A 26,383-nucleotide genomic window follows, 5' to 3' on the forward strand; every position below is an offset into this window, starting at 1 on the left:
CGCGGCGGCGATGGGGAGAATCGGCGTTCCGGATCTCGTGGCACGGCGTCATCCGGGGGAGGGCAGTTCGCCGCGCTTCAGTCCGGCTTCGACCGCCGCGATCTCGGCGTCGCTGACGTCATATGCGGCCTTGGCCATCTCGGCCGAGACATAGCCGAGCGCAAGGTCGCGCAACACCGCGGCGCGGCTGCGCTCGGCGGCCGGGCCGTAACCGGCGCCACCGGGAAGCGACAGCATGACCTTGCGGCCCTCGGGAACGGCCTGACGCCCCTTGCCGGCCATGGCCCTGCCGTCGTCGAGGCGGATTTCGGTCGCGCCGCCATCGGCTCCGCCAAGGCGCCCGCGCGGCGGATGCTTCACGCGGTCGAACATCGCGGACATGTCGAAGACATGGCCCTCGACCGCGCCGACCTCCATGAACTGGCCGAGCCCGCCGCGAAAGCGGCCGGCGCCGCCGGAATCGGGCCGCAATTCCTTGCGCCAGATGATGATCGGGCCGGCATGCTCGGTTGCCTCGATCGGCATGGTCATGACGCCTGAGGGGAAGGCGGTGGTGTTCATGCCGTCGAGCGTCGGGCGTGCGCCCGATCCGCCGCAATTGAACATCAAGACCTCGGCGCGCCTCGCCCCGGAAAGACGCGCCGCCTCCGAGGCCGGACGCAGCGAGACCTGGAAATTGCAGAGCGGTCCTGCGCCTTCGGCTGGAACGGTCCTGGGCAGGAGCTTGTCGAGCGCATCATAGACCGTGTCGGGGATGAGATGGCCGATGACATGGCGCAGCGCGACGGGCGCCGGATGCAGCGCGTTGACGATGGTGTTCTCCGGAGCCGTGATGCGGAAGGGCTCGAGGGAGGCCGCATTATTGGGGATCTCGGGCGCAATCGCGCATTTCAAGGCATAGCAGGCATAGGCCTTGGAATAGACCATCGGGCAGTTGATGCCCTTGGGGTCGACGCCCGACGAGCCCGCGAAATCGACGCAAACCTCGTCGGCGCCGATCGTGACCTTGACCTTGAGCAGGATCGGCGTAGCGAAGCCGTCGCTGAGCATGGCGCCCTCGGCTGCGCCGGGCTTGAGCGCCGCGATCTTCTCCAGTGTCGCCCGTCGCGAGTTCTCGAGGATGAAATCGCCGACCTGCTCCAGTCCGTCGAGGGCGAATTCGTCGAGCATGCCGGTCAGCCGGCGATGGCCGACATCGTTGCAGGTCGCCAGCGCGAAGATGTCGCCGACGACCTGGTCGGGTTCGCGGATATTGCCGCGCACCAGCCTGACGAAGGGCTGGTCGACCTTGCCCTGGTCGGCGAATTTCATGATCGGGATATAGAGGCCTTCCTCATAGACCGAATTGGCGTCCGCCCCGAAGCCGCGGCCGCCGATATCGACGACATGGGCCGTGCAGGCGAAGAAGCCGACATGCCTCCCCCGGTAGAAGGAGGGCGTCACCACGGTGATGTCGTGCAGGTGCCCGGTCCCCATCCAGGGGTCGTTGGTGATGTAGATATCGCCTTCGAGGATGTTGCCGGGGCCGATCTCACGGATGAAATGCGCGACCGCGTCGGCCATGGCGTTGACATGGCCCGGCGTGCCGGTCACGGCCTGGGCCAGCATCAGCCCGGCCCGGTTGTAGACGCCGGCCGAGAGGTCGCCTGCCTCGCGCACCGAGGTCGAGAAGGCCGTGCGGATCAGGGCCTGGGCCTGCTCCTCGACGATCGAGATCAGGCGGTTCCACATCACCTGCAGCGAGACGGTGGAGAGCGTCATCATGGTCAGGCCTCGATCATGTCGGCGAGACGGGCTTCCACCGCGTCGGTGCTCTGCTTGAAGACTTCGATGCAACCATCCGAGCGGCAGGTCGCCGCGCAGCCGGCCGGCACGATGATCGTGGTTTCATCCTCGACGATGACGCAGGGGCCGGCCACGAGCCGGCCGATTGCGACCTCCGAGCGCGCGAACACGCCGGCCGTCACCCGAACGCCGAGCGCAGGGTCGAAGACCTCGCGCTGTGCGGTCGCCGTCAGCGGCGCCAGGGCGCCCAGCCCCTCGGCCCGCACCGGCACCGTCTTCGCCGTGCTCGCATTCACCGCCCAGACGGTGATCTCTATGTCCAGACCTTGGACGGTCCTTGAGAACAGCTTGGCGTATTCGGCCTCGAACAGGTCGCGATAGGCATCGATCGTCGGTGCGGCCCGGCTGACATCGATCGGGATTTCCCAGCCTTGGCCGACATAGCGCATATAGACCTTGGTCTCGACGCTGAGCGGCGCCTGCGCGTCGCAGGAGCGGACGAAGCTCGTAGCCTCGCTTTCGAGTTCTGCGAGCAGGCCGCGCACCAGCGAGGCGTCGAAATCCGCCAGGCGCATATAGACGCTGCGCGTCGCCTCGAAGCTGAACGGCGCCCGCAGGAAGCCGATGGCCGAGCCGACACCGGCCCCGGGCGGCACCAGCAGGCGCGCAATGCCGAGCTTCTCGCAGAGCCGTCCGGCATGGAGCGGCGCCGCGCCGCCGAAGGCGATCATTGTATAGCCGGAGAGATCATCGCCATTCTCGACGGCGTGGACGCGGGCGGCATTCGCCATGTTCTCGTCGACGACCTCGACGATGCCGAAGGCGGCGGTTTCGCCGCTCATCCCGAGCCGTTCGCCGATCGCAGCCGTCACGGCTGTGCGCGAGGCGGCTGTGTCCAGCTCCATGCTGCCGCCGGCGAAATTGGCAGGGTCGATCTTGCCGAGCAGGAGGTCGGCATCGGTCACGGCGGGCCGTGTGCCGCCGCGGCCATAGCAGGCGGGGCCGGGCTCCGAGCCGGCGCTCTCCGGCCCGACGCGGATCTGGCGCATCGAATCGACCTGGGCGAGCGAGCCGCCGCCAGCGCCGATCTCGACCATGTCGATCACCGGGATCGAGATCGGCATGCCCGAGCCCTTCTTGAAGYGGTAGCTCCGTGCCACCTCGAAGACCCGGCTCGTCTTCGGTGTCTGGTTCTTGATCAGGCAGATCTTGGCCGTCGTCCCACCCATGTCGAAGGAGAGCACCCGGTCGAGGCCGAAGCGCGCGGCGACATCGGCGGCATAGATCGCGCCGCCGGCCGGGCCGGATTCGACGAGGCGAACCGGGAACTCCGCCGCCCCTTCGAGCGACATGATGCCGCCGCCGGAATGCATCAGGAATATCGGGCAGTCCGCACCTTCGCCAGCCAGTCTTGCGGCCAGGCTGGCGAGATAGCGCTTCATCATCGGCTTGACATAGGCATTGGCCACCACCGTGTTGAAGCGCTCGTATTCGCGCATCTGCGGCGACACCTCCGACGAGATCGAGACCGCAAGACCCGGCATCCGCTCCAGCAGCACCTCGCGGACCAGCCGCTCATGGCTGGGGTCGAGATAGGAATGGATCAGCCCGACCGCGACGCTCTCATAGCCCGCTTCTGCGATCTGCTCGGCCAGCGCGACGATATCCGTGCGCCGGAGCGGGATCAGCGTCTTGCCGCTGGCCGCGACGCGCTCGCGCAGCGTGTAGCGCCGGTTGCGCGGCAGCAGGGGCTGGGGCAGCGTCAGGTTGAGGTCGTATTGCTCGAACCGGCTTTCGGTCCGCATCTCGATCACGTCGCGAAAACCTTCGGTCGTGATCAGCGCCGTCTTCGCGCCGCGGCGTTCGATCAGAGCGTTGGTCGCAAGCGTCGTGCCGTGGATGATCCGGCCGATGGCGGCGGGCGTCACGCCCGCCTTGGCGCAGACGCGGTGCATGCCCTCGATGATGGCGCGCTCGGGTGCGTCATAGGTGGTCAGCACCTTGGCGGAGTAACTTTCGCCCCCGATTTCCAGCACGACATCCGTGAAAGTGCCGCCAATATCGGCGCCCAGATTGCCTTGGGAGGATGCAGCGCCCCTCATCGAAACCACCTTTCAGTGCAAGGAGATGCCCGGCGCTGCGGGAGAGCCGAACCTCCAAAAAGATGGCCGCGATCGATGATCACGTCTAATTATTTGATTGTCTCGTGATGATAGAAAATATTGATCCTGTGGCGCGGTCCCAGGCGGCGCAGACCGGGGTTCTCGATGCAGATCACGCTCAAGCAGATCGAAACCTTCGTCCGGCTGGCCTCGCTCAGGAATTTCCGCCGCGTCGCCGAACAGATGAACACGACGCAGCCGAATATTTCGGCGCGGATATCGGCGCTCGAGACGGTCCTGAACCTGCGCCTGTTCGAACGCGATGCCGGATCGGTCGTGCTGACGGATCAAGGCAAGAGCGTGCTTCCGCTCGCGGCGCGGGCGCTCGAGGCGACCGAGGCGCTGCTCCAGGCGGGCGATGCGGCGAGCCGGCAATCCATCCTGAAGCTCGGCGTCGCGGAAACCGTGGCCCAGACCTGGCTGCATCGCTTCCTGCGCGAGATGGCCGTGCGCTTTCCCGAGGTCGTGGTCGAGCTGAGTGTCGACCTGACCTTCAATCTCCAGCGCAACCTCATGGACGGCTCACTCGACATTGCCTTCCTCAACGGGCCGATCTCCGACCTTTCTGTCACCAATCTGCCGCTGGGGACGGTGGCGCTGCCCTGGGTCGCTGCCCCCCGGTTTGCCGCAGCCTTGCCCGACCCCGTCGGGGCCGATGACCTCGCCCGGTTTCCGATCCTGACCCATGCCAAGAACACGCGGCCCTATGCGGAGGTCGTCGACTACTTCAAGCGCAACAGCAGCCGGCTCAGCCGCCCGGTCTCGTCGAGTAATCTGGCGGCCTGCCTGAACATGACGCTGGATGGCCTCGGCATCGCGACCTTGCCGTCGCCGCTGGTCGAGCGCTTCGTCGAATCCGGCGAACTCGTCGCCCTCAACTGCGATTGGGTGCCGACCCCGATGAGTTTCACCGCATCCTATGTGACGATGCCGGCGCGGCCGATCGTCGAGGCCGCGGCGGAACTCGCCGTCGCGGTCGCCGACTGGAAGCCGAACGCGGCCTGACCGGTTGATCGTCAATGCTGAGACCAGGTCGGCTGCGCCCGTGCGATGAACGAACTCCGGCGTCGCGCGTTGTCCACCGGCGCGAGCGTTCGGGAGGCATGATGGACGAGGGGAAGCAGGAACTCCGGCGGGCATTCAAGCACATCGAGCGGGAGGTTCCAGAGCGGTTCTCAGCAACATTGCGTTGGCTGCGGCACCCGGCCTCGCGTTGGGTTCGACTGCCCGTGGGGCTTCTCCTGATCGTCGGCGGCATCTTTTCGATCTTACCCGCGCTCGGGCTTTGGATGCTGCCTCTTGGCCTGTTGCTGATCGCCGCAGACTTCCCGCCATTGAGAAAGCCGATGGCGCGCTTTGCTCTTGCCACCGTGAATCTATGGATCAGGCTGCGGGCGTGGTGGCAACGACGACGCAATCACGCTCCCTGATGCGGGCCGGGACGTTGCGCCCCGATTTCGGCAGGCGGTCGAGGCTGACTTCACACGGTCGTTGCTGGGGCGACGCGCCGCGAGTCTGCACTGGCGTCTCGGACGCGAGCCAGGAACCAGCCGACATCCATAATGGTCCCCGTGACGTTTCCGCAGTCAGCGGAAACGTCGAGTGATCGCACAAATCCAGCGATGCGCGGCCAGCGTCCGAACGTCATGTGGCGATCGAACGACGCTTCAGGTCGCTACCGAAAGAACGCGAGGAGGATGATGAGCGGAAGAGGAATGCCGAGCATCCAAAGCAAAATACCGCGACCCATGATGATCTCTCCCGGTGGAGGCCTTTGAACCCGCACCCACAGAGAGTGTTCCGGAAGGGTCGCTGACCGGCGGACGTTTGGCGACTGCCGACGCGGAAAAGGCCTACTCCCTGCGATGCGCTAGAGGGGTCGGCCCAATAGCTTCGCGACCGCGGCCGAGCGTGAGCCCGCCTTTGCAACGGCCATCTTCAATTGCTCAAGGCTCACGCCCCATTTTTGGGTCCAGTATTTGACGTCGTGAGGTTCATTCAGATTGATGCGGGCGCGGTCTTGCGCGTCGCGGTTGGTAAGATCGTCCGGCATGGTAACCTCCTTGGAGCCCCATGGAACCGCAATGTCGCAACGATGTTCCTCAGCGACGAACGCTTCCTGTGGCGTTCTGGCTCGGCCTTGCGGCTGAAGCGCACTCGTACGCAAGGGCGCCTCGCTCTGGTGCGGTAACGAGCGACTGGGCGTGATTCTGCGCGGGCTGTAATGGACTCGCGGATTCTTGATGGATCAGCCGGTGGGAACAAAGGACTTGAACAGCGGTTCCCCTTTCGTGGAGACGACTGCGCCGGCCATCGGATCGTCGATCGAATTGTTGGCCAGACAATCCGAAGAAGGGAGGGACTCTCTTCTGACACATCTTTCGAGTATCGAATGAAAGCTCGATCAAGCGTTCACTATTAGGATATGCGCACGAGGTAGGTAGACGTTTTCATGGATACACCGTCTGAAACCTATCGGCTTGCGCTTCCCTGGTACAAGCAGTCGGATTTCGATGAACTCTGGGCGCTTGCGGAAGACCGAGCAGTTTTGCCGCGGTCCTACTCCGAGTGGCACCAGCGTGCTTCGGGCGTCTATTCCCGGTTCTTGAACGCGGGAATGGCAATCCAGATCGTGACGGTTCGGCGCACCCCGCTCCTGAAATGGCTCTCGGATCATGGGCTGCGCAACACGTCGGCAGCGCGACGGCTCTATGTCGAGGATTGCGCCGTCGCACGGGCGAGACTGGTCCAGGGATCAGCCATGGCGTGGGTTACGCTCTCGGACCAGTGACCGTCTCGAGATCGACTGAGACCGCGTTCCGACCGGCCCTTTGGTGTGCTAGATGGAGGACGACGTCATGGTGAAAGACGGACACGGAAACCCTCTTCCCCCCGAGCAGGATTTTACATCCCGAACCGATGCCCGCCCGTCCGAGGAGGGACTGGMGGACGGGACATCTGACCTGATCACACGGACGGCGCAGAATCATGGGGTCGCCGTCGACGCTGTGGAGGCGGCGTTGGCAGCGCTTCGTCGAGGTCGGGGGACGATGGCCCAGTTTTCTCACCCTGCCTTCGGCGGCATGGCCCAATGGTCGACCGGCGGAATGAGCATGATCGGTGACATGTTCAATACTGCGACCAAGGCGAAATTCGACGGTGTTCTTGGGGATCTGGCGGACGCGCTTCGGCGCGGCGAAGGCGCGATGGAAGCGCCACATGCCGCAAACGAAGCCGAGGCGCGGAAAGACCGGGAATCCAGGAGCTGGCCAGCAGAATTTGGGGACGCGGCAACGGCTGGTAGCCAAAACGACATGCGGTATGCGTTCTTCCCGACAGCGCGGCGCCTGGTCATCGATGATGGAACTAGGCGAACGGTCTACGACACCGGCGAACACGTCATTTCCGGGGTTTCGCAACAACAGAGTTTCGACCGGACGCTGACCTTTCACAGCCAGCTCGGGGCGGTGAATCCAGGGGATCTCCCGGTCGTTCCTTAGCGCGGCAGCGACCGATCGCTGACGAGGGGACGGGAGTGGTGCGCCGTTCAAAAACAATGCTGCAGTGCGGGATCATTTCGAGCCGTGAACGGTTGGGCTCTCATGCGCAGTTGAAAGCGCCCGGCAGGGGATCTGCGCGTGAGAAATCCTTTTCGATCGCTGTTGAGAGCAACGCGCGCCGCAAACAGGAGCGCGGCCCGCTCAACTGCCCTCATCCGAAAGCTGACAAAGCTGCCGAAGCCGGCACGCGCCAAGAAGACCACCAAAACGGCCAAACGGAGCGCGGTTCCGCCGCGCAGACCCGCGGCGGGCAGTTTCATCAGCGATCGATTCAGTGGAGCCAAGGGCACACTGCGCTACAAGCTCTACACGCCCATTGGCTCAACCCGCAGGCGCTTGCCCCTGTTGGTCATGCTCCATGGTTGCACTCAATCGGCTTCGGACTTCGCGTCCGGAACAGGCATGAACGATGTCGCGGACGAACTCGGCTTCCTCGTGCTGTATCCCGAGCAGGCGGCGTCGGCCAATATGGCACGCTGCTGGAACTGGCATCGGCCTGCCAATCAAAAGCGGGGCTCCGGCGAACCCGCGATGATCGCGGCGCTGACGCGAAACGTGCTCACCCTCTGCAAGGGTAACCCCACGCGCGTGTATATTGCGGGCATCTCCGCGGGAGGCGCGGCAGCGGCGATCGCTGGCGCGGCGTATCCCGATCTCTATGCCGCGGTAGGCGTCCATTCCGGCCTCTCGGGCGAGGCCGTCAGCGGCCTGACGCAAGCCCGCCTGGCCATGCGGCAGGGGCCAGGATCAAATCCTCCGGCTCCGACCGGACAGATCGCCCAGCCGCCTCCGACGATCCTCTTTCACGGCGATCGCGACACGACGGTACATCCGGCGAATGCGGACGGCTTTGTCCATCGATTGCGACAGTCCTGCGGATCGACGCTTGCGGTCGAGACCCGCACCGGACGATCTGATCGAGGGCGTGATTTCACCCGAACAAGCTACCGTCCCCTTGGCGGCGATGTCCTGCTGGAGACATGGCTTGTCCATGGTACTGGACACGCCTGGTCCGGCGGCAAAGTCTTTGGGGCGCTTACGGACAGTGCCGGACCCGACGCCTCCAAGGAGATGGCGCGCTTCTTCCTCGTTCGAAGGCTAAAGATCAAGACGGCGCTACGTGCACCCGAGGCCCGACGACCAACCGCTTCCAAAGGGAAGAGCTTCAGTCCGGCTTGAGGCCTGATACGCGTCCTGACGCAGGTCCGTCGGCGCAGCCGGGAAGCGGACCTCTGTCATGGTCGGGCTGGCATGCCACCAAACCCGTCCACTCGCAGAATCCCGAGTGTTCCACCGCCATCGCAAGGTCCATCGCCACCGCAATCAGTTCTTCTTCACGGGACGCCCAGGGTCGAGGGCGCTCGGTGAACTGGAGGGCTTTGGATCGCCCTTTGCTGGCGCAACGACATTCGCGTCCGCCGCCGGCTTCGCCCGATCGTCCGTGGGTATGCCTGTCCCCGGCCGTGGGCGGCTATCGCTTGTCCTGCCGGGCTGTCCGGTCGGCTTGTCTTGATCTGCCTTCGCCATGTCGACCTCCGTTGCGGTCCAGCGTTCGGTCCGCTCACCCAAGAGTTCCATGCTCGCCCGATATATGACGCCGCCATCGTCCCGGCGGACGCTGACCACGAACAACCGACAGTCGCCGTTTGGCATCACCGCGCGGGCCATGTCGGGCAAGGCGTCCAAAGCCGACAGCCGCGCTTCTCCGTCGCTGGCAAGTTMGATTCCGTCCTCGTCGATATCGACGAAGTCGCCATCCGTGCTGTCGAAGAAATAACGGCTCATGCTCCGCTCCTGGCGAAGGAGAGATGGGCGGGCTCCTGCTTGAGAACGTGCCAGAACACTGCCCGTTCCCGGTCGGGGGGAAGGGAATGCGAATTTTGTTAGGGCGCTCCCGCCTTTTCCGCGGAGTGGGCCGCTCGGCGAGGGCGTTGGGTCAGGGGATCAGCGCGTCGCGGAGCAGGCTTGCCGCGAGCGCCAGCATCATCGCGCCGATGCCGAGGTCGAGAACGCGCCAGGAGGCGGGCCGGGACAGGAGCGGGGCGAGGAAGCGCGCGCCGAAGCCAAGCGAAGCGAACCAGGCAAAGCTGGCAATCGCCGCGCCGGCCATGAACGGAGGCCGCTCGATCGGCGGAAGGCTCGTCCCGACGGCCCCCATGAGCATGACCGTGTCGATATAGACGTGAGGGTTGAGGAAGGTGAAGGCGGCGGTGCCGGCCAGCGCTGCGCCGAGCGTCATGCCGCCTTGTTGCTCGACAAGGAGGACGGAAGGGTTGGCGGCCCGCCTGAGCGCCGAAACGCCGTACCAGCTGAGAAAGGCCGCGCCACCCAGGCTGAGGCCGAGCGACAGGCCGGGAATGAGGGCGAGTGCGCTGCCGAGGCCGCTGACGCCTGCCACGATCAGCGCAGCGTCGGCCGCCGCGCAGAACAGGACGATAGGCCAGACATGCTCCCGTTTGAGCCCCTGGCGCAGCACGAACATGTTCTGGGCGCCGATGGCCATGATCAGGCCGGCGGAAAGGGCAAAACCCTTGGCGAAGGCGGGCAAAAGAGAGGGCATGAGAGAGCTGGTCATGCCGGCCTTGATGCGCGCGACTGCCGATGTAGTCTAGCTAAAGAAGCTAATCATGAATTAGGCAAGTTAATGCTGGACTATGCGTCCCTGGCGGCCGTCGCTGCCGTCGCCCGCGAGGGCAGTTTCGAGAAGGCCGCAGTGGCGCTCGGCGTCACGCCATCGGCTGTGTCTCAGCGTGTGAAGGGGTTGGAGGAACGGCTCGGCGCGATCCTGCTGACAAGGGGCGTTCCCTGTCGCCCGACCGAGATCGGCGCCAAGCTCTGCGCCCATGTCGAGCAGGTTCGGCTGCTCGAAGGCGAAGTCGTCCATGATCTGCCGGGACTGGCGGTTCAGGAGCCCGGCGCGACCACGGTCAGGGTCGCCGTCAATACCGACAGCGTCAGCACCTGGTTTCCCCGGGCGGCGGCACAGTTCGCGGCGCAGACCGGTGCGATGCTCGACCTCGTCATGGATGATGAGGCCCATACGGCCGAGCGGCTACGCACGGGAGAGGTTCTGGCGGCTGTGACGGCCGATCCCGCCCCCGTTCCCGGTTGCAAGATCTATCCGCTCGGCGCCATCGACTATGTGGCGACGGCCAGCCCCGGCTTCATCAGCCGGTTCTTTCCCGACGGCGTCGATGCCGCGAGCCTTCAGGAAGCGCCGATGCTGCGCTTCGACCGTCGCGACGAGTTGCAGGCGCGCTGGGTGCGGCAGTCCTGGGGGACGCCGGTTTCGCCCCCCGTCCATTGGATACCCTCGACCCAGGGCATGCTGGACATGACGCTGGCCGGGTTGGGCTGGTCGATGACGCCGCTGCCGCTGGCAACGCCGCATCTCGATGCCGGTCGCCTGGTGGAGCTGCCGCCGCATCGGCCTATCTCCGTCACGCTGTACTGGCAGCGCACGCGCCTGGCCGCGCGACTGCTCGACCGGCTGACGCATTGCGTCCGGTCGATCAGCGCGCTCGAACTGGCCAGGGCCGGAAACGAAGGACGCGGGCCGGGCAGCTGCCCCGCCGAACGGCCCTAAAGCATCGGCCCGAAAAGTGGATCGCGGTTTTCGGTAAAGCCGATGCAAACACGGCATGATGATCCGACCGGCCGGCGGCGTTCGCGGCCTATCCCTCGATCAGGCCTGAGCGCATCAGCTTCTCATAGGCGGTGATGACATGCTCGGGGACGGGGTTCACGCCGTCCTCGCCATAGGCATAGCGCCGGCTGAGATAGCCGCGTGCACCCATCAGGATATGGACGATGACCTCCAGCTCTTCGTCGCTGTAGTCGCCGATCTTGCCGGGGCCGCGTGCGCGCTTGAGCAGCCGCACATAGGCCGCGGAGATATTGTCGAGATGCTGCTGGTAGCCGAGCGGCGCGAAAACCTCGGCCTCGTTCAGGATGCGCAGGAATTGAGGTGTATCCTGCAGGAATTCGAAGAAGGCGCGAAAGCGGGCGACCTCCTTCTCGAGCTCGGAGGCTGACGCCTCGATCTTCTCGCGGATGAAGTCGACCATGTGCTGGCCGATGACCGGCAGCAATTGCTCGAGCAGTTCCTGCCGGTTCTCGAAATGATTGTAGAAGGTTCCCTGCGCCACGCCCGCCAGGTCCGTGATGCGGGCCACCGAGGCCTCGGCATAGCCGTATTTGCCGACGACCTTCGCCGCGGCGCCGAACAGGCGGCGTTTGACGTCGTCATTCTTCTCGCTGCGGGTCAGCTTCGGGCGTTTTGCGCTGCTGCTCGCACGGGCTTGTGTCGTCATGCGGTCTCGTATCCGGGGCTCTTGGGCTGACGTGTGATCAAACTCGCAGATCGGGCTAGGATCGCAACTCGTCGCGGAGGACCCGCTTCAGGATCTTGCCCGATGGATTGCGCGGCAGGCTTTCCCGCAGGATCAGCTGGCKCGGGGCCTTGAAGGCGGCGAGCCGGCTGCGGCAATGGGCGGCGAGCGCATCGAGGGTGAGGGCGCTGCCGGGCTCGAGAACGACGAAGGCAACCGGCCTTTCGCCCCAGCGTTCGTCGGGCGCGCCGATCACCGCGACCTCGCGCACCTGCGGCAGCTCGAAGATGGCGCGCTCGACCTCCGAGGAGGCGATATTCTCGCCGCCGGAGATGATCATGTCCTTCATGCGGTCGGTCAGATAGAGGAAGCCGTCCGGGTCGAGATAGCCCATGTCGCCGCTGCGGAACCAGTCGCCGTAGAACGCGGCTTCGGTCTTGGCCGCATCGTTCCAGTAGCCGCTGGTGATCTTGGCGCCGCGCAGGCAGATCTCTCCGGTCGCGCCCGGCGGCAGGACCCTGCCGGCCTCGTCCCTGATCTGGATTTCGACATGGGCAAGCGCCCGGCCGACAGAGCCGATCTTCTCGATCTCGCGACCTGCCTCCATCAGCGTATCGCCGCTGCAGGTCTCCGTCAGGCCGTAGGCGTCGATATAGCGGGCATTGGGGAAGGCGGCGCTGAAGCTGCGGATGCGCGCCTCGGGCGTGCGCTCGCCACCGCCGATGACCCAGCGCAGGCTGGACAGATCCTGGCCTACCTCTTCCGTGGCTGCGAGCATCGCGCTCATCATCACGGGGGCGAGCCAGGMGCAGTTCAACCGTTCCCTGCCAATCGCCTGGAGCGCGGCAACCGGCGAGAACTCGCGCTGGATGCACAGGATGCCGCCGACCCAGAGCACGGCCAGGCCGGGCAGGTCGAAGGCTCCGACATGGTAGAGCGGCCCGACGACGAGAAGCCGGTCCTCCCGGGTGAGGCCAAGCGCCACGATATGGTCGCTGCATTTCCAGTAGAAATTCTCGTAGCTGTGCATCACGCCCTTGGGGCGGTCGGTGGTCCCCGACGTGTACATCAGCCGAAACAGGTCGGACGGCTTGCGCGGCACCGGATCGGCAGGCGCAGCCCCGGAGCCGAGCCGCGTGCTGTCGGCGCGCGCTGCCGCATCGACCAGGACGACCGGGCCGGCCTCGCGGGCCGAGGCTGCAAGCTCCTCATCGGCGATCAGCAGCCTGGCGCCGGAATCCTCGACGATGTAGCGCACCTCGTCGGCGGAGAGGCGGAAATTGATCGGCAGGAAGACKGCGCCGAGATGCCCGACCGCGATCGCCAGCTCGACGAAGGCGGCGCTGTTCTTCATCAGCACGGCAACGACATCGCCCGCCACGATGCCGCGCGCGGCAATCCAGCCGGCGCTCCGCGCGACCCGCCCGGCAAGCGCGCCATAGGAGATGCGGGCCTCGTCGAAGATGACAGCGGTACGGTCCGGCGTCCGGCTCGCGTGGTAGCGGACGAAGCTCGAGAGATTGATCATTCCACCCTCTTGGCAAAGCTCGCGAGGCCTCGCCATCTCCTTTTTCTGATTTATGACTCGTAATTCATTTTTCTCTTGACGTCACCCCGGCGGCTGCCGAATATCGCTGCAAGAAGCGCGTGCCGCACAGCGGCGCCGACAAGATGCCGCCTTCCGGATCAACCCGGAAAGGAAACGGCCAAAGGCCCCAGGGAGAAGCGTGATGACCAAAACACCGTCCTTGCCGATGAATCGGCGCGCCGTTCTGGCGCTGACGGCCGGAGCCGCCGGCGTGATGGCCGCGCCCTGGGTCGCCCGCGCCCAGGCCAAGGCCGTCAAGGTGGGCATGCCGACCATTTTGTCGGGGCGCGTCGCCCAGCTCGGCACATCCTCGCGCAATGCCGCGCAGATGGAGGTCGAGAAGGCCAATGCCGCCGGCGGGCTTGCCGGCCGGCCGATCGAGCTCGTGGTGCGCGACACCAAGGGGCAGCCGCAGGAGGCCGCCCGCGTCGCCCGCGAACTGGTCAATTCCGACGGCTGCGAGATCCTGATCGACGCGGAAGCCTCGACCGGCGCCTTCGCCGTCCATGAGGTGGCGCGCGATCTCGGCGTTCTCTGCATTCACAGCAATTCCGAAACCTCGTCCCTGACGGCCGATCCCAAGCTCAAACTGCCGAACGCCTTCCGTTGCGCGCGCCAGGGCATCCATGATTCCGTCGCGGGCGGAACCTATGCGGCCGAGATCGTCAATGCCAAGGGGCTGACGCGCTGGGCGACCTGCTCGCCGGACTACGCCTACGGCCGCGATACGACCGCCGAATTCGTGATGTATCTCAAGCGTTTCGCGCCCAAGGCCGAGGTCGTCGCGGAATCCTGGCCGAAGATCTTCCAGCCCGACTATACCGAGTCGATCACCAAGCTGCTGCAGGCCAAGCCGCAGGCGCTCTATTCCTGCCTCTGGGGCGGCGACCTGACCTCCTTCATCGACCAGGCCGGCATCTATGCGCTCTTCGCGCAGATGCAGTTCTTCGCKGTCAACATGGCCGATTACACGKCGCTGACCACGGTCAAGAACCTGCCGCCCGGCATCCATTCCGGCAATCGCTACATCAAGACCTTCCCGGCGACGCCCCAGAACGCCGCTTGGGGCGACGCCTATCGCGCGAAATATGGCGAGTACCCGACCAACTGGGCCTGGCAGAACGCCTTGGCGGTCAATTTCCTCGCCGCTGCCGCGAAGAAGGCGAATTCGGCCGACGGCAAGAAGCTGGCCGAGGTCCTGCGCGGCTTGACGATCGAGTCGCCCTTTGGCGCCGAGGGCAAGGTCACGATGCGGGCCGACGACCAGACGCTCGTCGACTATGCCGTCGGCTGGGGCACGACGATCGCCAAGGAGCCCTATGTTCCCGAGATGAAGAGCGTGTCCTGGCAGCGCATCTTCGAGCTCGAGGCCGAGTGGAAGAAGGACAAGGGCTTCGTCTGAAGCCCGTCCTGATCCGTCGGGGTCGACCCGACGCCTGCGTCCCATCAGATCCGGCCGCGCCCTGGCGCGCGGCCCGGCCCATTTCCTCCCGGCGAGCGCGCGATGGACCTCAACGCCCTGACGGACTGCCTGTCCTCGTCATCCTGCCTCGTGACGCAGGCGACGAGCGGCTTCATTATCGGGATGCTGCTCTTCCTCGTCGCGGTCGGGCTGACGCTGATCTTCGGCGTGATGAAGATCGTGAACTTCAGCCATGGCGCCTTCTACATGATCGGCGCCTATCTCGCGATGACGGTGTTCCAGGCGACGCAGAGCTATGCGCTCGCACTGCTCGGTGCCGCGGTCGGGACCTGCCTGATCGGGATCGTCATCGAGCGCTTCTTCATGCAGCGCATCTATGGCGGCAACGTCCTGATGCAGCTGCTCGTCTGCTACGCGCTGGTGCTGATCCTCGACGATCTCGTGCGGATCGTCTGGGGGCCGGAATTCCGCGCCATGGGCATGCCGCCGGCCTTCCAGGTGCCGCCGCTCTTCATCATGGGCGGGGTCGTTCCGCCCTTCTATCTGTTCCTGATCGCCGCGGCGCTGCTGATGGCGGGGGTGCTCGGCCTGGCCATCGCGAAGACGAGGATCGGCAAGACGATCCGTGCGGCTGCTCACAACCCGGCGATGGTCTCCGTGCTGGGCATCAATACCGGCCTGCTCTTCACGGCCCTGTTTGCGCTCGGCTGCCTGCTCGCGGGTCTCGCCGGCGGGCTTGCTGCGCCGGTCCGTTCGCTGACGCCGGGCATGGGCTTCTCGATCCTGATCGAGTCCTTCATCGTCACCGTGATCGGCGGCATGGGCTCGATCATGGGCGCGCTGGTCGGCGCGATCCTGATCGGGCTGATCAGGGCCTTTGGCGCGCTCGGCTTTCCGCTCTTCACCGAGGCTCTGATGTATCTTTGCATGGCGCTCGTCCTCATCGTGAAGCCGACCGGCCTGTTCGGACGCGAGGCGGCCTGAGATGACCCGCCCAGCCCTTCGCGACGCCGCGCTCGCCCTTGCCGGTTTCCTCGTCCTGGCCATCCTGCCGCTCATCACCAGCAGCAGCGCGCTGATCGATTTCGTCATCCGCTGCGCCGCGCTCGGCCTGTTTGCGACCTCGCTCAACCTGCTCGTCGGCTATGGCGGCATGGTCTCCTTCGGCCATGGCCTGTTCTTCGGCATGGGCGCCTACAGCTTCGGCATCCTGATGCAGCGCACCGGCATGCCGATCCCGCTCGCCGTCCTGCTGACGCTCTGCATCTCGGCGCTGGTCGCGCTCGTCGTCGGCGCGATCTGCGTGCGGCTGAAGGAGATCTATTTCGCCTTCGTGACGCTGGCCTTCCAGATGTTGATCCACAGCATGATCATCGCCTGGGTGCCGGTCACCGGTGGCGACCAGGGCCTGCGCGGCGGCATCCCGCGCCCGGCCTTCCTCGGCATCAACCTCTCCGACCAGAAGCAGCTCTATCTGTTCAGCGCCGCGCTGCTGGTGCTCGGGCTCCTGGCGATGCGGCACATCGTGTCCTCGCCCTTCGGCTATGCGCTGCGCATGGTCCGCGACAACGCCACCCGCGCTGGCTTTCTCGGCATCAATGTCTATCGCACGAGGCTGACCGCCTTCGTTCTCGCCGGCGCCTTCGCCAGCCTCGGCGGCGTGATCATGAGTCTGTTCGTCTCGGGCGCCTATCCCGAGTTCGCCTTCTGGACGATGTCGGGCGAGGCCGTCTTCATCGTCATGCTCGGCGGCACGGCAAACTTCCTCGGGCCGCTGGTCGGAACCGGAATCCTGCTGCTGCTGAACGATTTCGTCACGCGCACGGCCGAGCATCACGGGCTCGTGCTCGGCTCGGTCATCCTGCTCTTCGCGCTCGGCCTGCGCAAAGGCCTGCTGGATTTCGTGATGGAATGGCTGGCGGCGCGGCGCACGCGCGGTGCCGCCACGCCTGCTCCCGTCGCAGTGAAGGGGACGTCGACATGACCGAGAAGACCATCGCCGTCGTCACCGGGGGCGCAAGTGGCATCGGCGCCGCCTGCTGCCGCGAACTGGCCAAGCGCGGCGCCCGGATCGTGATCCTAGACCGCGACCTGGCGCTGGCGGAAAGCGTCGCCGCCGAGCTCGGCGGCCACGCCGTCCAGGGCGATGTCGGCGACGAGGAGGGGCTGCGGCGCGTGGCGGCGCGGATCGAGGCCGAGATCGGCCCGGTCGGCATTCTTGTCAACAGCGCCGGCGTGCTGCAGCCGCCCCTGCGGCCGACCGAGCTGCCGATGGCGGTCTGGGACCATGTCATCCATATCGACCAGCGCGGGACCTATCTGGCCTGCGTCGTCTTCGGGGCGGCGATGCTGACGCGTCGCGCCGGCAGCATCGTCAACATCGCCTCGATCACCGGCTCGCGCTCGGTCCCGCTTCACGCCTATGCGCCGGCCAAGGCCGCCGTCATCGCGATCACGCGCGGGCTCGCCGCCGAATGGGGACCAGCCCAGGTCCGCGTCAACAGCGTCTCGCCGGGCTATACCCGCACGCCGGCATTGCAGGCCGCGATCGACAAGGGTGAGCGCGACATCACCAACCTCGTCGGCAGCGCAGCGCTCGGCCGCCTGGTCGAGCCTGACGAGGTCGCGCGCGTCGTCGCCTTCCTGGCCTCGCCCGACGCGTCCGCGATCACGGGCATCGACGTTCCCGTCGATTGCGGCTGGCTCGCGGGCACCTCCTGGCACAGCTATGGCGGCTTCCGCGATCCGGGGAACGGCAGCGATGCTTGAGATCCGCAATCTGGTGAAGGCCTTTGGCGGGGTGCGCGCGACCGACGACGTCACGCTGACCTTCGAGACCGCCTCGCTGACCGCGATCATCGGGCCGAACGGCGCGGGAAAGAGCACCTTCTTCAACCAGCTCTCGGGGGCGATCCGKCCCGATAGCGGCGAGATCCGGCTCGATGGCCAGAACCTCGTCGGATTGAGCATCGGTGAGATCGTCCGGCGCGGGGTCGGGCGGGCCTTCCAGGTCGCGAGCATCTTCCCGTCGCTGACGGTCGAGGAAACCCTGCTGGCCGCGGTCTCCGCGCATCACCGCCACGCGGGCCGCCTCGGCACGCGTTTCCCGCTCGCCTCGACGCGCGCCCATGCCGGCCATTGCGTCGCGATGGTCGGGCTTCACGACAAGCGCCACATCCTCTCGGCCAATCTCTCGCATGGCGACCAGAAGCTGCTCGATATCGCGCTTGCCCTGGTGCTCGAGCCGCGCGTGCTCCTGCTCGACGAGCCGACCGCCGGCATGGGCCCCGAGGAACGCTGGCGCGTCATCGACAAGGTCCATGAGCTCTGGGAACGGCAGAAGATGACCGTGGTCTTCATCGAGCACGACATGGACATCGTCTTCAAGATCGCCCCGTCGATCCGCGTCCTGAGCTATGGCCGGGTTCTGGCGGAAGGCACGCCGCAGCAGATCCGGACCAATCCGGCCGTGATCGAGGCCTATCTCGGCAGCGAGCATGAGGTGGCGGCATGAGCGGCGGTTCCGTCACCAGCCCTGCGGTCATCGCGCTGTCCGGCGTCGACGTCTTCTATGGGGCGAGCCAGATCCTGTTCGGTGTCGGCTTTTCCGTCGAGCAGGGCCAGACCATGGCGCTGCTCGGCCGCAACGGCGCCGGCAAGAGCACGACGATGAAGGCGATCGCCGGTCTTGCCCCGCCGCGGCGCGGCAGCGTGCGCCTGAACGGCGCCGAGACGACGCGCCAGAAACCGCATCGCATCGCCTGCGCCGGGCTCGGCTTCGTGCCCGAGGACAGGCAGGTCTTTCCGCAGCACAGCGTCGAGGACAACCTGCTGATCGCCGCGAAGAAGGGCCCCGATGGGCGGGACGAGTGGAACCTCGAACGCATCTACGAGGTGTTCCCGCTGCTCGTGCCCCTGCGCCAGCGCATGGCCGGGCGCCTCTCAGGCGGCGAGCAGCAGATGCTCGCGATCGCCCGCATGCTGATGGGCAACCCCTCGGTGCTGCTTCTGGACGAGCCCAGCGAAGGCCTCGCGCCCATCATCGTGCAGCGCATCGGCGAGCTGATCCGCACGCTGCGCCAGACCGGCGTCACGATCCTGATCGCCGAGCAGAACATGCATTTCTGCCTCGGCCTCGCGACGGACGCGACCGTGATCGACAAGGGCCAGATCGTCTTCAAGGGCTCGATCGCGGCCCTGAAGGCGAATGACGACATCCGCCAGCGTTATCTCGCGCTCTGATCGCCCAGGAGATTGCTCGTGCCGACGCTCACCCGCGAGATCGCCCGTTTTGTCGTGCAGCTGCGCACGGAGACCCTGCCGCCCGAGGTTGTGGCCAAGGCCCGGTCCTGCCTCGTCAATGCGCTCGGCATGGCGGTCAATGGCTTCGATACGCCCTATGCGCCGGTGGCGCGCAAGGCCGCCCTGGCGCTCGATGGCGAGATCGCCCACGGGGCGACCCTGCTCGGCGATGGCAGGCGCAGCACGATCGGCGCTGCCTGCCTCGCCAATGCAGCGCTGTTCCATGGCCGGGCCCAGGAGGATACCTGCGGGGCGGCGCATTTCGGCACGATCCTGATCCCGATGCTGCTGGCGATGATCGAGGCCAGGGCCTATCCGCTTGCAAGGCTGCTTCCGGCGCTGGTCGCGGGCTACGAGGCTGGCGGCTTGCTGGAGCAGGCCTTCGCCGGCCGCACGACGCCGGCCGGGTTCCGCTCCTCCGCGACCTATGGCACCGTTGCGGCTGCGGCTGCGGCCGGCACGCTGATGGAGCTTGACGAGGCGACGCTCGCGGCAGCGCTGGCCAATGCCGTCTCGTTCACCGGCGGCGTCCTGCAATCCTTTGCCGACGGCACCGACGAATGGCGCTACCAGGTCGGCATCGTCGCCCGCAACGGCCTGGCCGCMGCCGAGCTTGCCGCGGCCGGCTCGGTCTCCGCGCCGCATGCCRTGGAGGGCAGGGCGGGGCTCGCGCGCAGCTTTGCCGGGGTGGAGGCGCCGGCCGGTCTCGCCGCCAGCCTCGGCCGCGACTGGGCGATCCTGCGCGTCACCTTCAAGCCCTTTCCGGTTTGCGCTTTCAACCAGACGCCGGTGACCGGTGCGCTCGCCCTGCGCGAGGTGCTGGCTAGCAGGCCGCTCGCGGCGGTGCGCGTGCGGATGAACCCCTATGAGACCGGTTATGCCGGCATGGATGCGACCGGCCCGTTCAGCTCGATTTCAGGCACGCTGATGAGCATTCCGTTCTGCATTGCCACGACCCTGGTCCACGGCGCGCCGAGCACGCGGCAGATGACGACCTATGACGATGCCGCGGTGAATGCGCTGGTCGAGAGGATCGCGCTCGTCACCGATCCCGGCGTGCCGGTGCTCAGCGCAGTGCTCGAGGCCGACACGCTGGACGGCGAGACCCTGATCCATGAACAGCGGATGACGCCCGCCGACTATGCCTTCGATCGCGCGACCTTGCGTGAATTGCTCGGTCGCATCGGCAGCGAGCAGGGGCTGCCGCGATCTCTGTTCGAGCGGATCGAGGCCGTCGTCGATGCCCTGCCGCATGGCGCCATCGCGGAGGTCGTCGGGCTCTTCTCGGAGATCGAAGGCCGGCGCCGGGCGGCGTAGCCCGGCGTGATCCACTTGGCGTGACCCGCTTCGCATCAACGTCCTGGCATCGAAGCAGTTGCATTCTCAAAAAATGAATTATGACTCATAAATCATTTTATGTTAAATGCGACTCCTGGTGATTGAGAGCTTCATGACAGAACCATTGGACCCTTCCGTCGCGCCGGCCGGCCACAACGCCGCCCACGGGTTGCTCGCGCTCTATCGTTCGCTGGTGCTGATCCGCTGCAGCGAAGAGCGGCTGAGCGCGATGTTCGCCGATGGCGAGGTGCCGGGTTTCATCCATCTGAGCATCGGCCAGGAGGCGGTGTCGGTTGGCGTCATGGCGGCCCTGACGGCGCAGGATACGATCGCCTCGACCCATCGCGGCCACGGCCATGCCATCGCCAAGGGGCTTTCGCTCGACGGGTTCTTTGCGGAACTGCTGGCCCGGGATACCGGGCTCTGCCGCGGCCGCGGCGGCTCGATGCATGTCGCCGACATGTCGGTCGGCATGCTTGGCGCCAACGGCATTGTCGGGGCCGGGCTCTCGATCGCGCTCGGCAGCGCGCTCGCGCATCGGACGCAGAAGAACGGCGCGATCGCGGTTGCCTTCTTCGGTGACGGGGCGCTGGCCGAGGKCCTCGTGCATGAATGCCTGAACATGGCGGCGCTCTGGCGGCTGCCCATGCTCTTCGTCTGCGAGAACAATGGCTGGGGCGAATTCCTGCCGACCTCGAAGCAGCTCTCCTTTGCATTGAAGGATCTGGCCGCCGCCTACCGGATCCCGCATGTCCTGGTCGACGGCAACGATGTCGCTGCCGTTGCCGAGGCCGCCGCGCGGATCGTGCCCGAGGTCCGGGCGGACGGCCCGCGCATCCTCGAATGCATGACGACGCGCGTGCGTGGCCATTTCGAGGGCGATGCCCAGAAATACCGTGATGCCGCCGACCTCGCTGCGCTGAGCGAACGCGACCCGCTGCGGATCACCGCGACGCAGCTGGTTGAGGCCGGCATCGCCGAGGACGCCTTGGCCAGCATCACCGAAGAGGTCAAGGCGCGCATTCATGCCGCGGTCGAGGCGGCGCGCGCGGMACCTGGCCCCGGTTTCGAGGCTGCGCTCGCGGATGTCTACACAGCGGCGCCAGCCGGGATGGAGGCACACTGATGCCGGAGCTTCGTTATCTCAAGGCGATCAACCTCGCCTTGGCCGACGCGATGGCGGCCGACCCCACCGTCATCCTGATCGGCGAGGATGTCTCCGAGGCCGGCGGCGCCTTCGGGGCCAGCCGCGGCCTGCGCGAGCGCTTCGGTGCCGAACGCATCGTCGATACGCCGATCTCCGAGGCCGCGATCGCGGGTGCCGCCGTGGGAGCCGCGCTCAGCGGCCTCAGGCCGGTCGTCGAGATCATGTTCATGGATTTCACCACGCTGGTCATGGACGCGATGGTGAACCAGGCAGCCAAGGCGCGCTTCATGTTCGGCGGCCAGAGCTCCGTGCCGATGGTGCTGCGCACGCCGCATGGCGGCGGCCTTGGCGCCGGCCCCCAGCATTCGCAATGCCTGGAGGCCTGGTTTGCCCATGTGCCGGGGCTGAAGGTCGTTTGCCCCTCCGACCCGGCCAGCGCCTATGGCCTGCTGCGCGCGGCGATCGCCGATCCCGACCCGGTCGTCTTCGTCGAGAACAAGGCGCTCTACGCCATGAAGGCCGACGTGCCGGCCGAGCTGCCGGTCATCCCGCTCGGCCAGGCGGCGACGCTGCGCGAGGGCAGGGATGTCAGCATCATTGCCTATGGCGCCGCCGTCCACACGGCCCTGGCCGCTGCCTCCCAGCTCGCGGGGGAGGGCGTCGAGGCCGAAATCCTGGACCTGCGCAGCATCCAGCCCTGGGACGAGCAGGCCGTCCTGCGCTCGCTCGCCAAAACCCATCGCCTCGTCGTGGTGCACGAGGCCGTCGAGGCCTTTGGCGTCGGCGCCGAGATCGTCGCCCGGATGGCCGATATCGGTTTCGACGAACTCGACGGGCCGATCGTACGGGTCGGCGCACCCTTCATGCCGGTGCCGTTCTCCAAGGGGTTGGAGACGGCCTACCTGCCTTCCGCCGAGCGGGTGGTGCAAGCCGTGCGCCGCACACTCGCCTGAGATCGAGAGGAACACCCGTGTCCGACAGCATTCTCTATGAGCGCCGTGACGCCACCGCCCTGATCACGATCAATCGGCCAGCGACGCTGAATGCGCTCGACATGGCGACGCTTGCGGCGCTCGACGAGGCCGTGGGCCGCGCCGGGGCCGATCCGCTGGTCAAGGTCGTCGTCCTGACCGGAGCCGGCGAGCGCGCCTTCGTCGCCGGCGGCGATATCGCCGATCTCGATAGCCGCCAGGGCCTGCCGCATTATCTCGAGCTCGGCGAGCGGCTGCACAGCGTCTTCCGCCGCATCGAGACGCTGGACAAGCCGACGATCGCCGCGGTGAACGGCTGGGCGCTGGGCGGCGGCACCGAATTGCTGCTCTGCCTCGATATTCGCCTTGCCGCGAGCTCGGCCAAGTTCGGCCTGCCCGAGATCAATCTGGGCCTGTTCCCCGGCGCAGGCGGCTCTCAGCGGCTGATCCGCCAGATCCCGCTGTGCCGGGCGAAGGAGCTGATGTTCACCGGCGGCCGCATCGATGCGGCCGAGGCGGAGCGGCTCGGCTTGATCAACCGCGTAGTGCCCGATGCCGAACTGCTCGACCAGGCGCTGGCGCTTGCGGCCAGCATCGCGACCACATCCCCGCTCGTCCTGAAACTCCTGAAGCGCACGCTCAATGACGGTGCGGATATGCCGCTGCCCTCGGCGCTGCGCCATGAGCAGGCGATGATCGGCCTCGTGCTCGATTCCGCCGACGCACATGAAGGCTGCCAGGCCTTCCTGCAGAAGCGCCAAGCCAGCTTCCGGGGCGTGTGACCATGTCGAGCGCCGCCCCCATCGTGATGCCCAAGCTCGGCCTGACCATGACCGAGGGCCTGCTCGCGTCCTGGCGCGTCGGTCCGGGCGACAGGGTTGCGGCCGGCGACATCCTGTTCATCGTCGAGACCGAGAAGATCGCGACCGAGATCGAGGCCCAGCAGGCCGGCAGCATCGGCGAAATCCTGATCCCGGAAGGCGAGACGGTCCCTGTCGGCGCCGTGCTCGCAACCTGGGCCGGCGCGGCCCCGGCTGCCGGGGTGCAGAAGGCCGCAGCTCCGGAGATGACCGCGGCCAAGCCGGCACCGGAACCGGTGTCCGTGCCGGCGCCAGTTGCGGGGGATCGCGTGATCGCGACGCCGCTGGCGCGGCGCATCGCCCGCCGGCATGGCCTGGACCTGGCCTTGGTCGCAGGCTCCGGCCCGCGCGGCAGGATCAAGCAGGCCGATGTCCAGGCGGCTCTGGCAGCGACCATCGCACCGACCGAGGCGAACGCCCGACCGACTCCGGCCGTGCGAGCGACGTCCGACCGGCGACGCCCCGCCAGCACCATGGAAAGGATCGTCGCGCGCCGGCTGACCCTGTCCAAGCAGACGATCCCGCATTTCTACGTTCATGCCGAGGCCGATATCTCGCGGCTGCTGGACCTGCGCGAGGAATTGAACGGCAGCGGCGGGCAGACCCGCCTGAGCATCACGCATTTCATCATGGCGGCGGTGGGCCGGGCCCTGGTCGAGATGCCGGCCTGCAACCTGCTCTGGGCCGAGGACGAGATCATCGAGCTCGCCAGTCCGGATGTCGGGCTCGCGGTCGACAGCGAACGGGGCCTGCTCGTGCCGGTGCTTCGTGAGGCCGGCCACCTAAGCCTGGATGCGGTCGCTGACGGGTGCGGCGATCTCGTTGCCCGCGCCCGCTCCGGACGCCTCGCGAGCGCCGAGCTCGAAGGCGGCGCCATCTCTGTCTCCAATGTCGGCATGTTCGGCGCCTCGCATCTCGTGCCGATCATCAATCCCGGCCAGTCGGCCATTCTCGGCGTCGCGGCGCAGAAGCCGGTCTTCCGGCCGGATGCGAATGGCCTGCCGAGCCTGCGGCGCGAAATCGGTCTGGTTCTCTCCTGCGACCACCGCGTGCTCGACGGCGTGCGGGCGGCGCGCTTCCTCGATCACATCGTCAACACCCTTGAAAACCCGTTGCGGCTGCTGCGCCAGCGCGCGGCGGAGCGGAGGCCAGCATGAATTTCGACCGCAGCGACGAGCAACAGATGCTGGCGGAAACCGCGCGGCGGGTCGGCGAAAAGTTCGGCCTGGACTACTGGCGCGAGCTCGACGCGAAGAAGGAATTTCCCAGCGCCGTCTGGCGCGAGATCTGCGCGGCCGGGCTCTGCGGCATCGCGATCCCGGAGGAATATGGTGGCGCCGGGCTCGGCATGGCCGAAGTCGCGATCGCGGTCGAGAACCTTTGCGCGGCGGCCGGCGGGTCGACGCTGAGCCAGATGTTCATGTGCAATCCGGTCTTTGGCGGGGTGACCATCAGCCGCTTCGGCACCGAGGCGATGAAGCGCGAGCTCTTGCCGGCGCTGGTGGCGGGCGACGCGCTGTTCGCGATGGCGCTGACCGAGCCGGATGCCGGTACGAATTCGCTCGCGCTCAAGACATTCGCCCGCACTGACGGCAATGGCTGGCGCCTCAACGGCCAGAAGATCTGGATCACCGCGGTGCCCCAGGCTACGAAGATGCTGGTCGTCGCGCGCACCCGCAAGCTCGAGGAGGTCAGCCGCAAGACCGACGGCATCAGTCTCTTCCTCATCGATGTCGACAGGGCGGGGCTGACCCATCAGGCGATCGAGAAGGTCGGCACCAACACCTTGCCCTCCAGCGCCGTGTTCTTCGAGGATGTGCGCGTCGAGGGGCATGAGCTCGTCGGCACGCTCGATGGCGGCTTTCGCGAATTGCTCGACGTGCTGAACACCGAGCGCATCGTCACCACGGCCGGGCTGGTCGGCACGGCCGAACTCGCGATCCGGCTTGCAGCCGACYATGCCCGCGAACGCAAGATCTTCAACGGCGCGGCGATCGGCTCCTATCAGGGCATCCAGTTCCCACTCGCCGAGGCGCATATCCAGCTGGAATGCGCCAGGCTGATGAACCAGAAGGCGGCGGCGCTCTACGACCAGGGCAAGCCCTATGGCAGCGAGGCCAATATGGCGAAATGGCTTGCCGGCCACGCCGCGGGGCTGGCGACGGACCGCGCCATCCAGACCCTCGGCGGCATGGGTTATGCGAAGGAATACCATGTCGAGCGGCTCTGGCGCGACGCGCGCCTGTTCCGCGTCGCTCCGGTCTCGGAGGAGATGATCCTCAACTATGTCGCCCAGCATGACCTGGGGCTGCCGCGCTCCTACTAGGGCATCGGCCCGAAAAGTGGATTGCGGTTCTCGGGAAAGCCGATGCCATCACAAAGGGTTAGATCATCGGACCGGATACGATTTCCCTGTCTGATGATCTAGGTGTGAGCTCTCAATAGGTTGTCCATCCGGTCCCGAGCGAGGAAGCTGAGGTTGCGAAGCTTCAGTCTCCATCGAAGGAGGACCGGATGAACATCCACAAGAATGCCCGTCTGACGCAGTTGGGTCGAGAGCGGATCGTGCGCATGGCGGCGGCAGGCACGGCCTCTGGCGTGATCGCCAAGGCGGCCGGCGTCAGCCTCAAGACCGTCCATAAATGGATCGCCCGCTTCGCCGCCGAGGGCATGGCCGGGCTGGCGGACCGCTCGTCGCGTCCGCACCGGCTGCATCGCCCGACGCCGGCAGGCCAGGTCGAGCAGATCATCGCACTGCGGCGCCAGCGGCTGAGCGGCCACTCAGAGCGCAGAGCCGAAGAGCTGCCGCGCTGGCTCCATCACTACAACTGGCATCGCCCCCACGGCGGAATCCAGGCCAAGACACCCATCAGCAGACTCGCTCGCGACGAGGACAACCTGTTGACGCTCCACATC

General features: G+C 66.5%; 27 protein-coding genes. 19 read left to right on the plus strand and 8 right to left on the minus strand.

Going from position 1 to position 26,383, the window contains the following annotated elements; all coding sequences use genetic code 11:
* Window positions 1-48: 48 nt before the first annotated feature.
* The gene (locus AC1DJT_RS07015; protein ID WP_441504848.1) at window positions 49-1,770 is read right to left on the minus strand and encodes a hydantoinase B/oxoprolinase family protein; all 1,722 of its coding nucleotides are present in this window, start codon (window positions 1,768-1,770) and stop codon (window positions 49-51) included.
* A complete protein-coding gene (locus AC1DJT_RS07020; protein ID WP_476833798.1) occupies window positions 1,767-3,887 on the minus strand; it encodes a hydantoinase/oxoprolinase family protein in 2,121 nt (706 codons plus the stop codon). The genes AC1DJT_RS07015 and AC1DJT_RS07020 overlap by 4 nt, the downstream gene beginning before the upstream one ends.
* 165 nt (window positions 3,888-4,052) lie before the next feature.
* Here AC1DJT_RS07020 and AC1DJT_RS07025 point away from each other — a divergent pair, with 165 nt between their 5' ends.
* Window positions 4,053-4,952: a LysR family transcriptional regulator gene (locus AC1DJT_RS07025; protein ID WP_441488433.1), complete on the plus strand. Its 900-nt coding sequence runs from the start codon at window positions 4,053-4,055 to the stop codon at window positions 4,950-4,952.
* A gap of 101 nt (window positions 4,953-5,053) precedes the next feature.
* Entirely contained in the window at window positions 5,054-5,377 is a 324-nt protein-coding gene (locus tag AC1DJT_RS07030; RefSeq protein WP_441488432.1) for a hypothetical protein, read from the plus strand.
* Window positions 5,378-5,817: 440 nt separating this feature from the next.
* Here the strand turns inward: AC1DJT_RS07030 and AC1DJT_RS07035 are convergent, their stop codons facing one another.
* Window positions 5,818-6,000, minus strand: coding sequence for a DUF3606 domain-containing protein (locus AC1DJT_RS07035; protein ID WP_441504532.1), 183 nt, complete (start codon window positions 5,998-6,000; stop codon window positions 5,818-5,820).
* A 399-nt stretch (window positions 6,001-6,399) separates the two neighbouring features.
* Here AC1DJT_RS07035 and AC1DJT_RS07040 point away from each other — a divergent pair, with 399 nt between their 5' ends.
* On the plus strand, window positions 6,400-6,738 hold the full coding sequence (locus tag AC1DJT_RS07040) for a hypothetical protein (protein WP_441504531.1): 339 nt from the start codon (window positions 6,400-6,402) through the stop codon (window positions 6,736-6,738).
* Between the two features lie 52 nt (window positions 6,739-6,790).
* Window positions 6,791-7,447: a hypothetical protein gene (locus AC1DJT_RS07045; RefSeq protein ID WP_476833799.1), complete on the plus strand. Its 657-nt coding sequence runs from the start codon at window positions 6,791-6,793 to the stop codon at window positions 7,445-7,447.
* Between the two features lie 47 nt (window positions 7,448-7,494).
* On the opposite strand, the gene AC1DJT_RS07050 is transcribed toward AC1DJT_RS07045, so the two are convergent.
* Window positions 7,495-7,767 carry a hypothetical protein gene (locus tag AC1DJT_RS07050; protein ID WP_476768306.1) on the minus strand — a complete coding sequence of 91 codons (273 nt, stop codon included), beginning with the start codon at window positions 7,765-7,767 and terminating at the stop codon, window positions 7,495-7,497.
* Between AC1DJT_RS07050 and AC1DJT_RS07055 the strand changes: the two genes are divergently transcribed.
* Complete coding sequence (locus AC1DJT_RS07055; protein WP_476833807.1) at window positions 7,766-8,686, plus strand: extracellular catalytic domain type 1 short-chain-length polyhydroxyalkanoate depolymerase; 921 nt, start codon at window positions 7,766-7,768, stop codon at window positions 8,684-8,686. The two genes, AC1DJT_RS07050 and AC1DJT_RS07055, sit on opposite strands and share 2 nt — an antisense overlap.
* A 144-nt stretch (window positions 8,687-8,830) precedes the next feature.
* Here the strand turns inward: AC1DJT_RS07055 and AC1DJT_RS07060 are convergent, their stop codons facing one another.
* Together AC1DJT_RS07060 and AC1DJT_RS07065 are read right to left on the minus strand one after the other, a co-directional pair.
* Window positions 8,831-9,292 carry a DUF6894 family protein gene (locus AC1DJT_RS07060; protein ID WP_476833800.1) on the minus strand — a complete coding sequence of 154 codons (462 nt, stop codon included), beginning with the start codon at window positions 9,290-9,292 and terminating at the stop codon, window positions 8,831-8,833.
* Between the two features lie 151 nt (window positions 9,293-9,443).
* Window positions 9,444-10,082, minus strand: a complete 639-nt coding sequence (locus AC1DJT_RS07065) for a LysE/ArgO family amino acid transporter (RefSeq protein WP_441504528.1) — start codon at window positions 10,080-10,082, stop codon at window positions 9,444-9,446.
* A gap of 69 nt (window positions 10,083-10,151) precedes the next feature.
* On the opposite strand from AC1DJT_RS07065, the gene AC1DJT_RS07070 reads away from it, so the two are divergent.
* Entirely contained in the window at window positions 10,152-11,093 is a 942-nt protein-coding gene (locus AC1DJT_RS07070; RefSeq protein ID WP_476768281.1) for a LysR family transcriptional regulator ArgP, read from the plus strand.
* A gap of 88 nt (window positions 11,094-11,181) precedes the next feature.
* Here AC1DJT_RS07070 and AC1DJT_RS07075 read toward each other — a convergent pair whose 3' ends face one another.
* The gene (locus tag AC1DJT_RS07075) at window positions 11,182-11,820 is read right to left on the minus strand and encodes a TetR/AcrR family transcriptional regulator (protein ID WP_476768280.1); all 639 of its coding nucleotides are present in this window, start codon (window positions 11,818-11,820) and stop codon (window positions 11,182-11,184) included.
* Between the two features lie 55 nt (window positions 11,821-11,875).
* Window positions 11,876-13,366, minus strand: coding sequence for an AMP-binding protein (locus AC1DJT_RS07080; RefSeq protein WP_476833801.1), 1,491 nt, complete (start codon window positions 13,364-13,366; stop codon window positions 11,876-11,878).
* A gap of 202 nt (window positions 13,367-13,568) precedes the next feature.
* Between AC1DJT_RS07080 and AC1DJT_RS07085 the strand changes: the two genes are divergently transcribed.
* The 13 genes from AC1DJT_RS07085 to AC1DJT_RS07145 all read left to right on the plus strand — a co-directional run.
* Window positions 13,569-14,828 (plus strand): ABC transporter substrate-binding protein, encoded by a 1,260-nt coding sequence (locus AC1DJT_RS07085; protein WP_476833802.1) that lies wholly within the window; start codon window positions 13,569-13,571, stop codon window positions 14,826-14,828.
* Between the two features lie 102 nt (window positions 14,829-14,930).
* A complete protein-coding gene (locus AC1DJT_RS07090; protein WP_113517917.1) occupies window positions 14,931-15,833 on the plus strand; it encodes a branched-chain amino acid ABC transporter permease in 903 nt (300 codons plus the stop codon).
* Between the two features lies 1 nt (window position 15,834).
* Complete coding sequence (locus tag AC1DJT_RS07095) at window positions 15,835-16,833, plus strand: branched-chain amino acid ABC transporter permease (RefSeq protein ID WP_441504524.1); 999 nt, start codon at window positions 15,835-15,837, stop codon at window positions 16,831-16,833.
* Complete coding sequence (locus AC1DJT_RS07100; protein ID WP_441504523.1) at window positions 16,830-17,618, plus strand: SDR family NAD(P)-dependent oxidoreductase; 789 nt, start codon at window positions 16,830-16,832, stop codon at window positions 17,616-17,618. Before AC1DJT_RS07095 ends, AC1DJT_RS07100 begins: the two co-directional genes overlap by 4 nt.
* On the plus strand, window positions 17,611-18,363 hold the full coding sequence (locus AC1DJT_RS07105) for an ABC transporter ATP-binding protein (protein ID WP_441488420.1): 753 nt from the start codon (window positions 17,611-17,613) through the stop codon (window positions 18,361-18,363). Before AC1DJT_RS07100 ends, AC1DJT_RS07105 begins: the two co-directional genes overlap by 8 nt.
* On the plus strand, window positions 18,360-19,091 hold the full coding sequence (locus AC1DJT_RS07110; RefSeq protein WP_441504522.1) for an ABC transporter ATP-binding protein: 732 nt from the start codon (window positions 18,360-18,362) through the stop codon (window positions 19,089-19,091). The genes AC1DJT_RS07105 and AC1DJT_RS07110 overlap by 4 nt, the downstream gene beginning before the upstream one ends.
* Before the next feature lie 18 nt (window positions 19,092-19,109).
* Window positions 19,110-20,468 carry an MmgE/PrpD family protein gene (locus AC1DJT_RS07115; RefSeq protein WP_476833803.1) on the plus strand — a complete coding sequence of 453 codons (1,359 nt, stop codon included), beginning with the start codon at window positions 19,110-19,112 and terminating at the stop codon, window positions 20,466-20,468.
* A gap of 133 nt (window positions 20,469-20,601) precedes the next feature.
* Entirely contained in the window at window positions 20,602-21,615 is a 1,014-nt protein-coding gene (locus AC1DJT_RS07120; RefSeq protein WP_476833804.1) for a thiamine pyrophosphate-dependent dehydrogenase E1 component subunit alpha, read from the plus strand.
* Window positions 21,615-22,589: an alpha-ketoacid dehydrogenase subunit beta gene (locus AC1DJT_RS07125; RefSeq protein ID WP_441504519.1), complete on the plus strand. Its 975-nt coding sequence runs from the start codon at window positions 21,615-21,617 to the stop codon at window positions 22,587-22,589. Before AC1DJT_RS07120 ends, AC1DJT_RS07125 begins: the two co-directional genes overlap by 1 nt.
* 17 nt (window positions 22,590-22,606) lie before the next feature.
* Window positions 22,607-23,389, plus strand: a complete 783-nt coding sequence (locus tag AC1DJT_RS07130) for an enoyl-CoA hydratase/isomerase family protein (RefSeq protein ID WP_476833805.1) — start codon at window positions 22,607-22,609, stop codon at window positions 23,387-23,389.
* A gap of 2 nt (window positions 23,390-23,391) precedes the next feature.
* Window positions 23,392-24,624: a dihydrolipoamide acetyltransferase family protein gene (locus AC1DJT_RS07135; protein WP_441504518.1), complete on the plus strand. Its 1,233-nt coding sequence runs from the start codon at window positions 23,392-23,394 to the stop codon at window positions 24,622-24,624.
* Window positions 24,621-25,793: an acyl-CoA dehydrogenase family protein gene (locus tag AC1DJT_RS07140; protein WP_476833806.1), complete on the plus strand. Its 1,173-nt coding sequence runs from the start codon at window positions 24,621-24,623 to the stop codon at window positions 25,791-25,793. The genes AC1DJT_RS07135 and AC1DJT_RS07140 overlap by 4 nt, the downstream gene beginning before the upstream one ends.
* Window positions 25,794-25,981: 188 nt before the next feature.
* A partial coding sequence (locus AC1DJT_RS07145) for a leucine zipper domain-containing protein (RefSeq protein WP_441504517.1) occupies window positions 25,982-26,383 on the plus strand: 402 nt, incomplete at its 3' end.

Source organism: Allobosea sp. 05T422_2 (assembly GCF_056396265.1).

Bases quoted from the DNA above. Each gene is read 5' to 3' on its own strand.
- AC1DJT_RS07050 (WP_476768306.1), bottom strand. From the start codon at position 7,767: ATGAAACTGCCCGCCGCGGGTCTGCGCGGCGGAACCGCGCTCCGTTTG.
- AC1DJT_RS07035 (WP_441504532.1), bottom strand. From the start codon at position 6,000: ATGCCGGACGATCTTACCAACCGCGACGCGCAAGACCGCGCCCGCATC.
- AC1DJT_RS07135 (WP_441504518.1), top strand. From the start codon at position 23,392: ATGTCGAGCGCCGCCCCCATCGTGATGCCCAAGCTCGGCCTGACCATG.
- AC1DJT_RS07040 (WP_441504531.1), top strand. From the start codon at position 6,400: ATGGATACACCGTCTGAAACCTATCGGCTTGCGCTTCCCTGGTACAAG.
- AC1DJT_RS07095 (WP_441504524.1), top strand. From the start codon at position 15,835: ATGACCCGCCCAGCCCTTCGCGACGCCGCGCTCGCCCTTGCCGGTTTC.
- AC1DJT_RS07075 (WP_476768280.1), bottom strand. From the start codon at position 11,820: ATGACGACACAAGCCCGTGCGAGCAGCAGCGCAAAACGCCCGAAGCTG.
- AC1DJT_RS07125 (WP_441504519.1), top strand. From the start codon at position 21,615: ATGCCGGAGCTTCGTTATCTCAAGGCGATCAACCTCGCCTTGGCCGAC.
- AC1DJT_RS07025 (WP_441488433.1), top strand. From the start codon at position 4,053: ATGCAGATCACGCTCAAGCAGATCGAAACCTTCGTCCGGCTGGCCTCG.
- AC1DJT_RS07030 (WP_441488432.1), top strand. From the start codon at position 5,054: ATGGACGAGGGGAAGCAGGAACTCCGGCGGGCATTCAAGCACATCGAG.
- AC1DJT_RS07100 (WP_441504523.1), top strand. From the start codon at position 16,830: ATGACCGAGAAGACCATCGCCGTCGTCACCGGGGGCGCAAGTGGCATC.
- AC1DJT_RS07090 (WP_113517917.1), top strand. From the start codon at position 14,931: ATGGACCTCAACGCCCTGACGGACTGCCTGTCCTCGTCATCCTGCCTC.
- AC1DJT_RS07065 (WP_441504528.1), bottom strand. From the start codon at position 10,082: ATGACCAGCTCTCTCATGCCCTCTCTTTTGCCCGCCTTCGCCAAGGGT.
- AC1DJT_RS07070 (WP_476768281.1), top strand. From the start codon at position 10,152: ATGCTGGACTATGCGTCCCTGGCGGCCGTCGCTGCCGTCGCCCGCGAG.
- AC1DJT_RS07110 (WP_441504522.1), top strand. From the start codon at position 18,360: ATGAGCGGCGGTTCCGTCACCAGCCCTGCGGTCATCGCGCTGTCCGGC.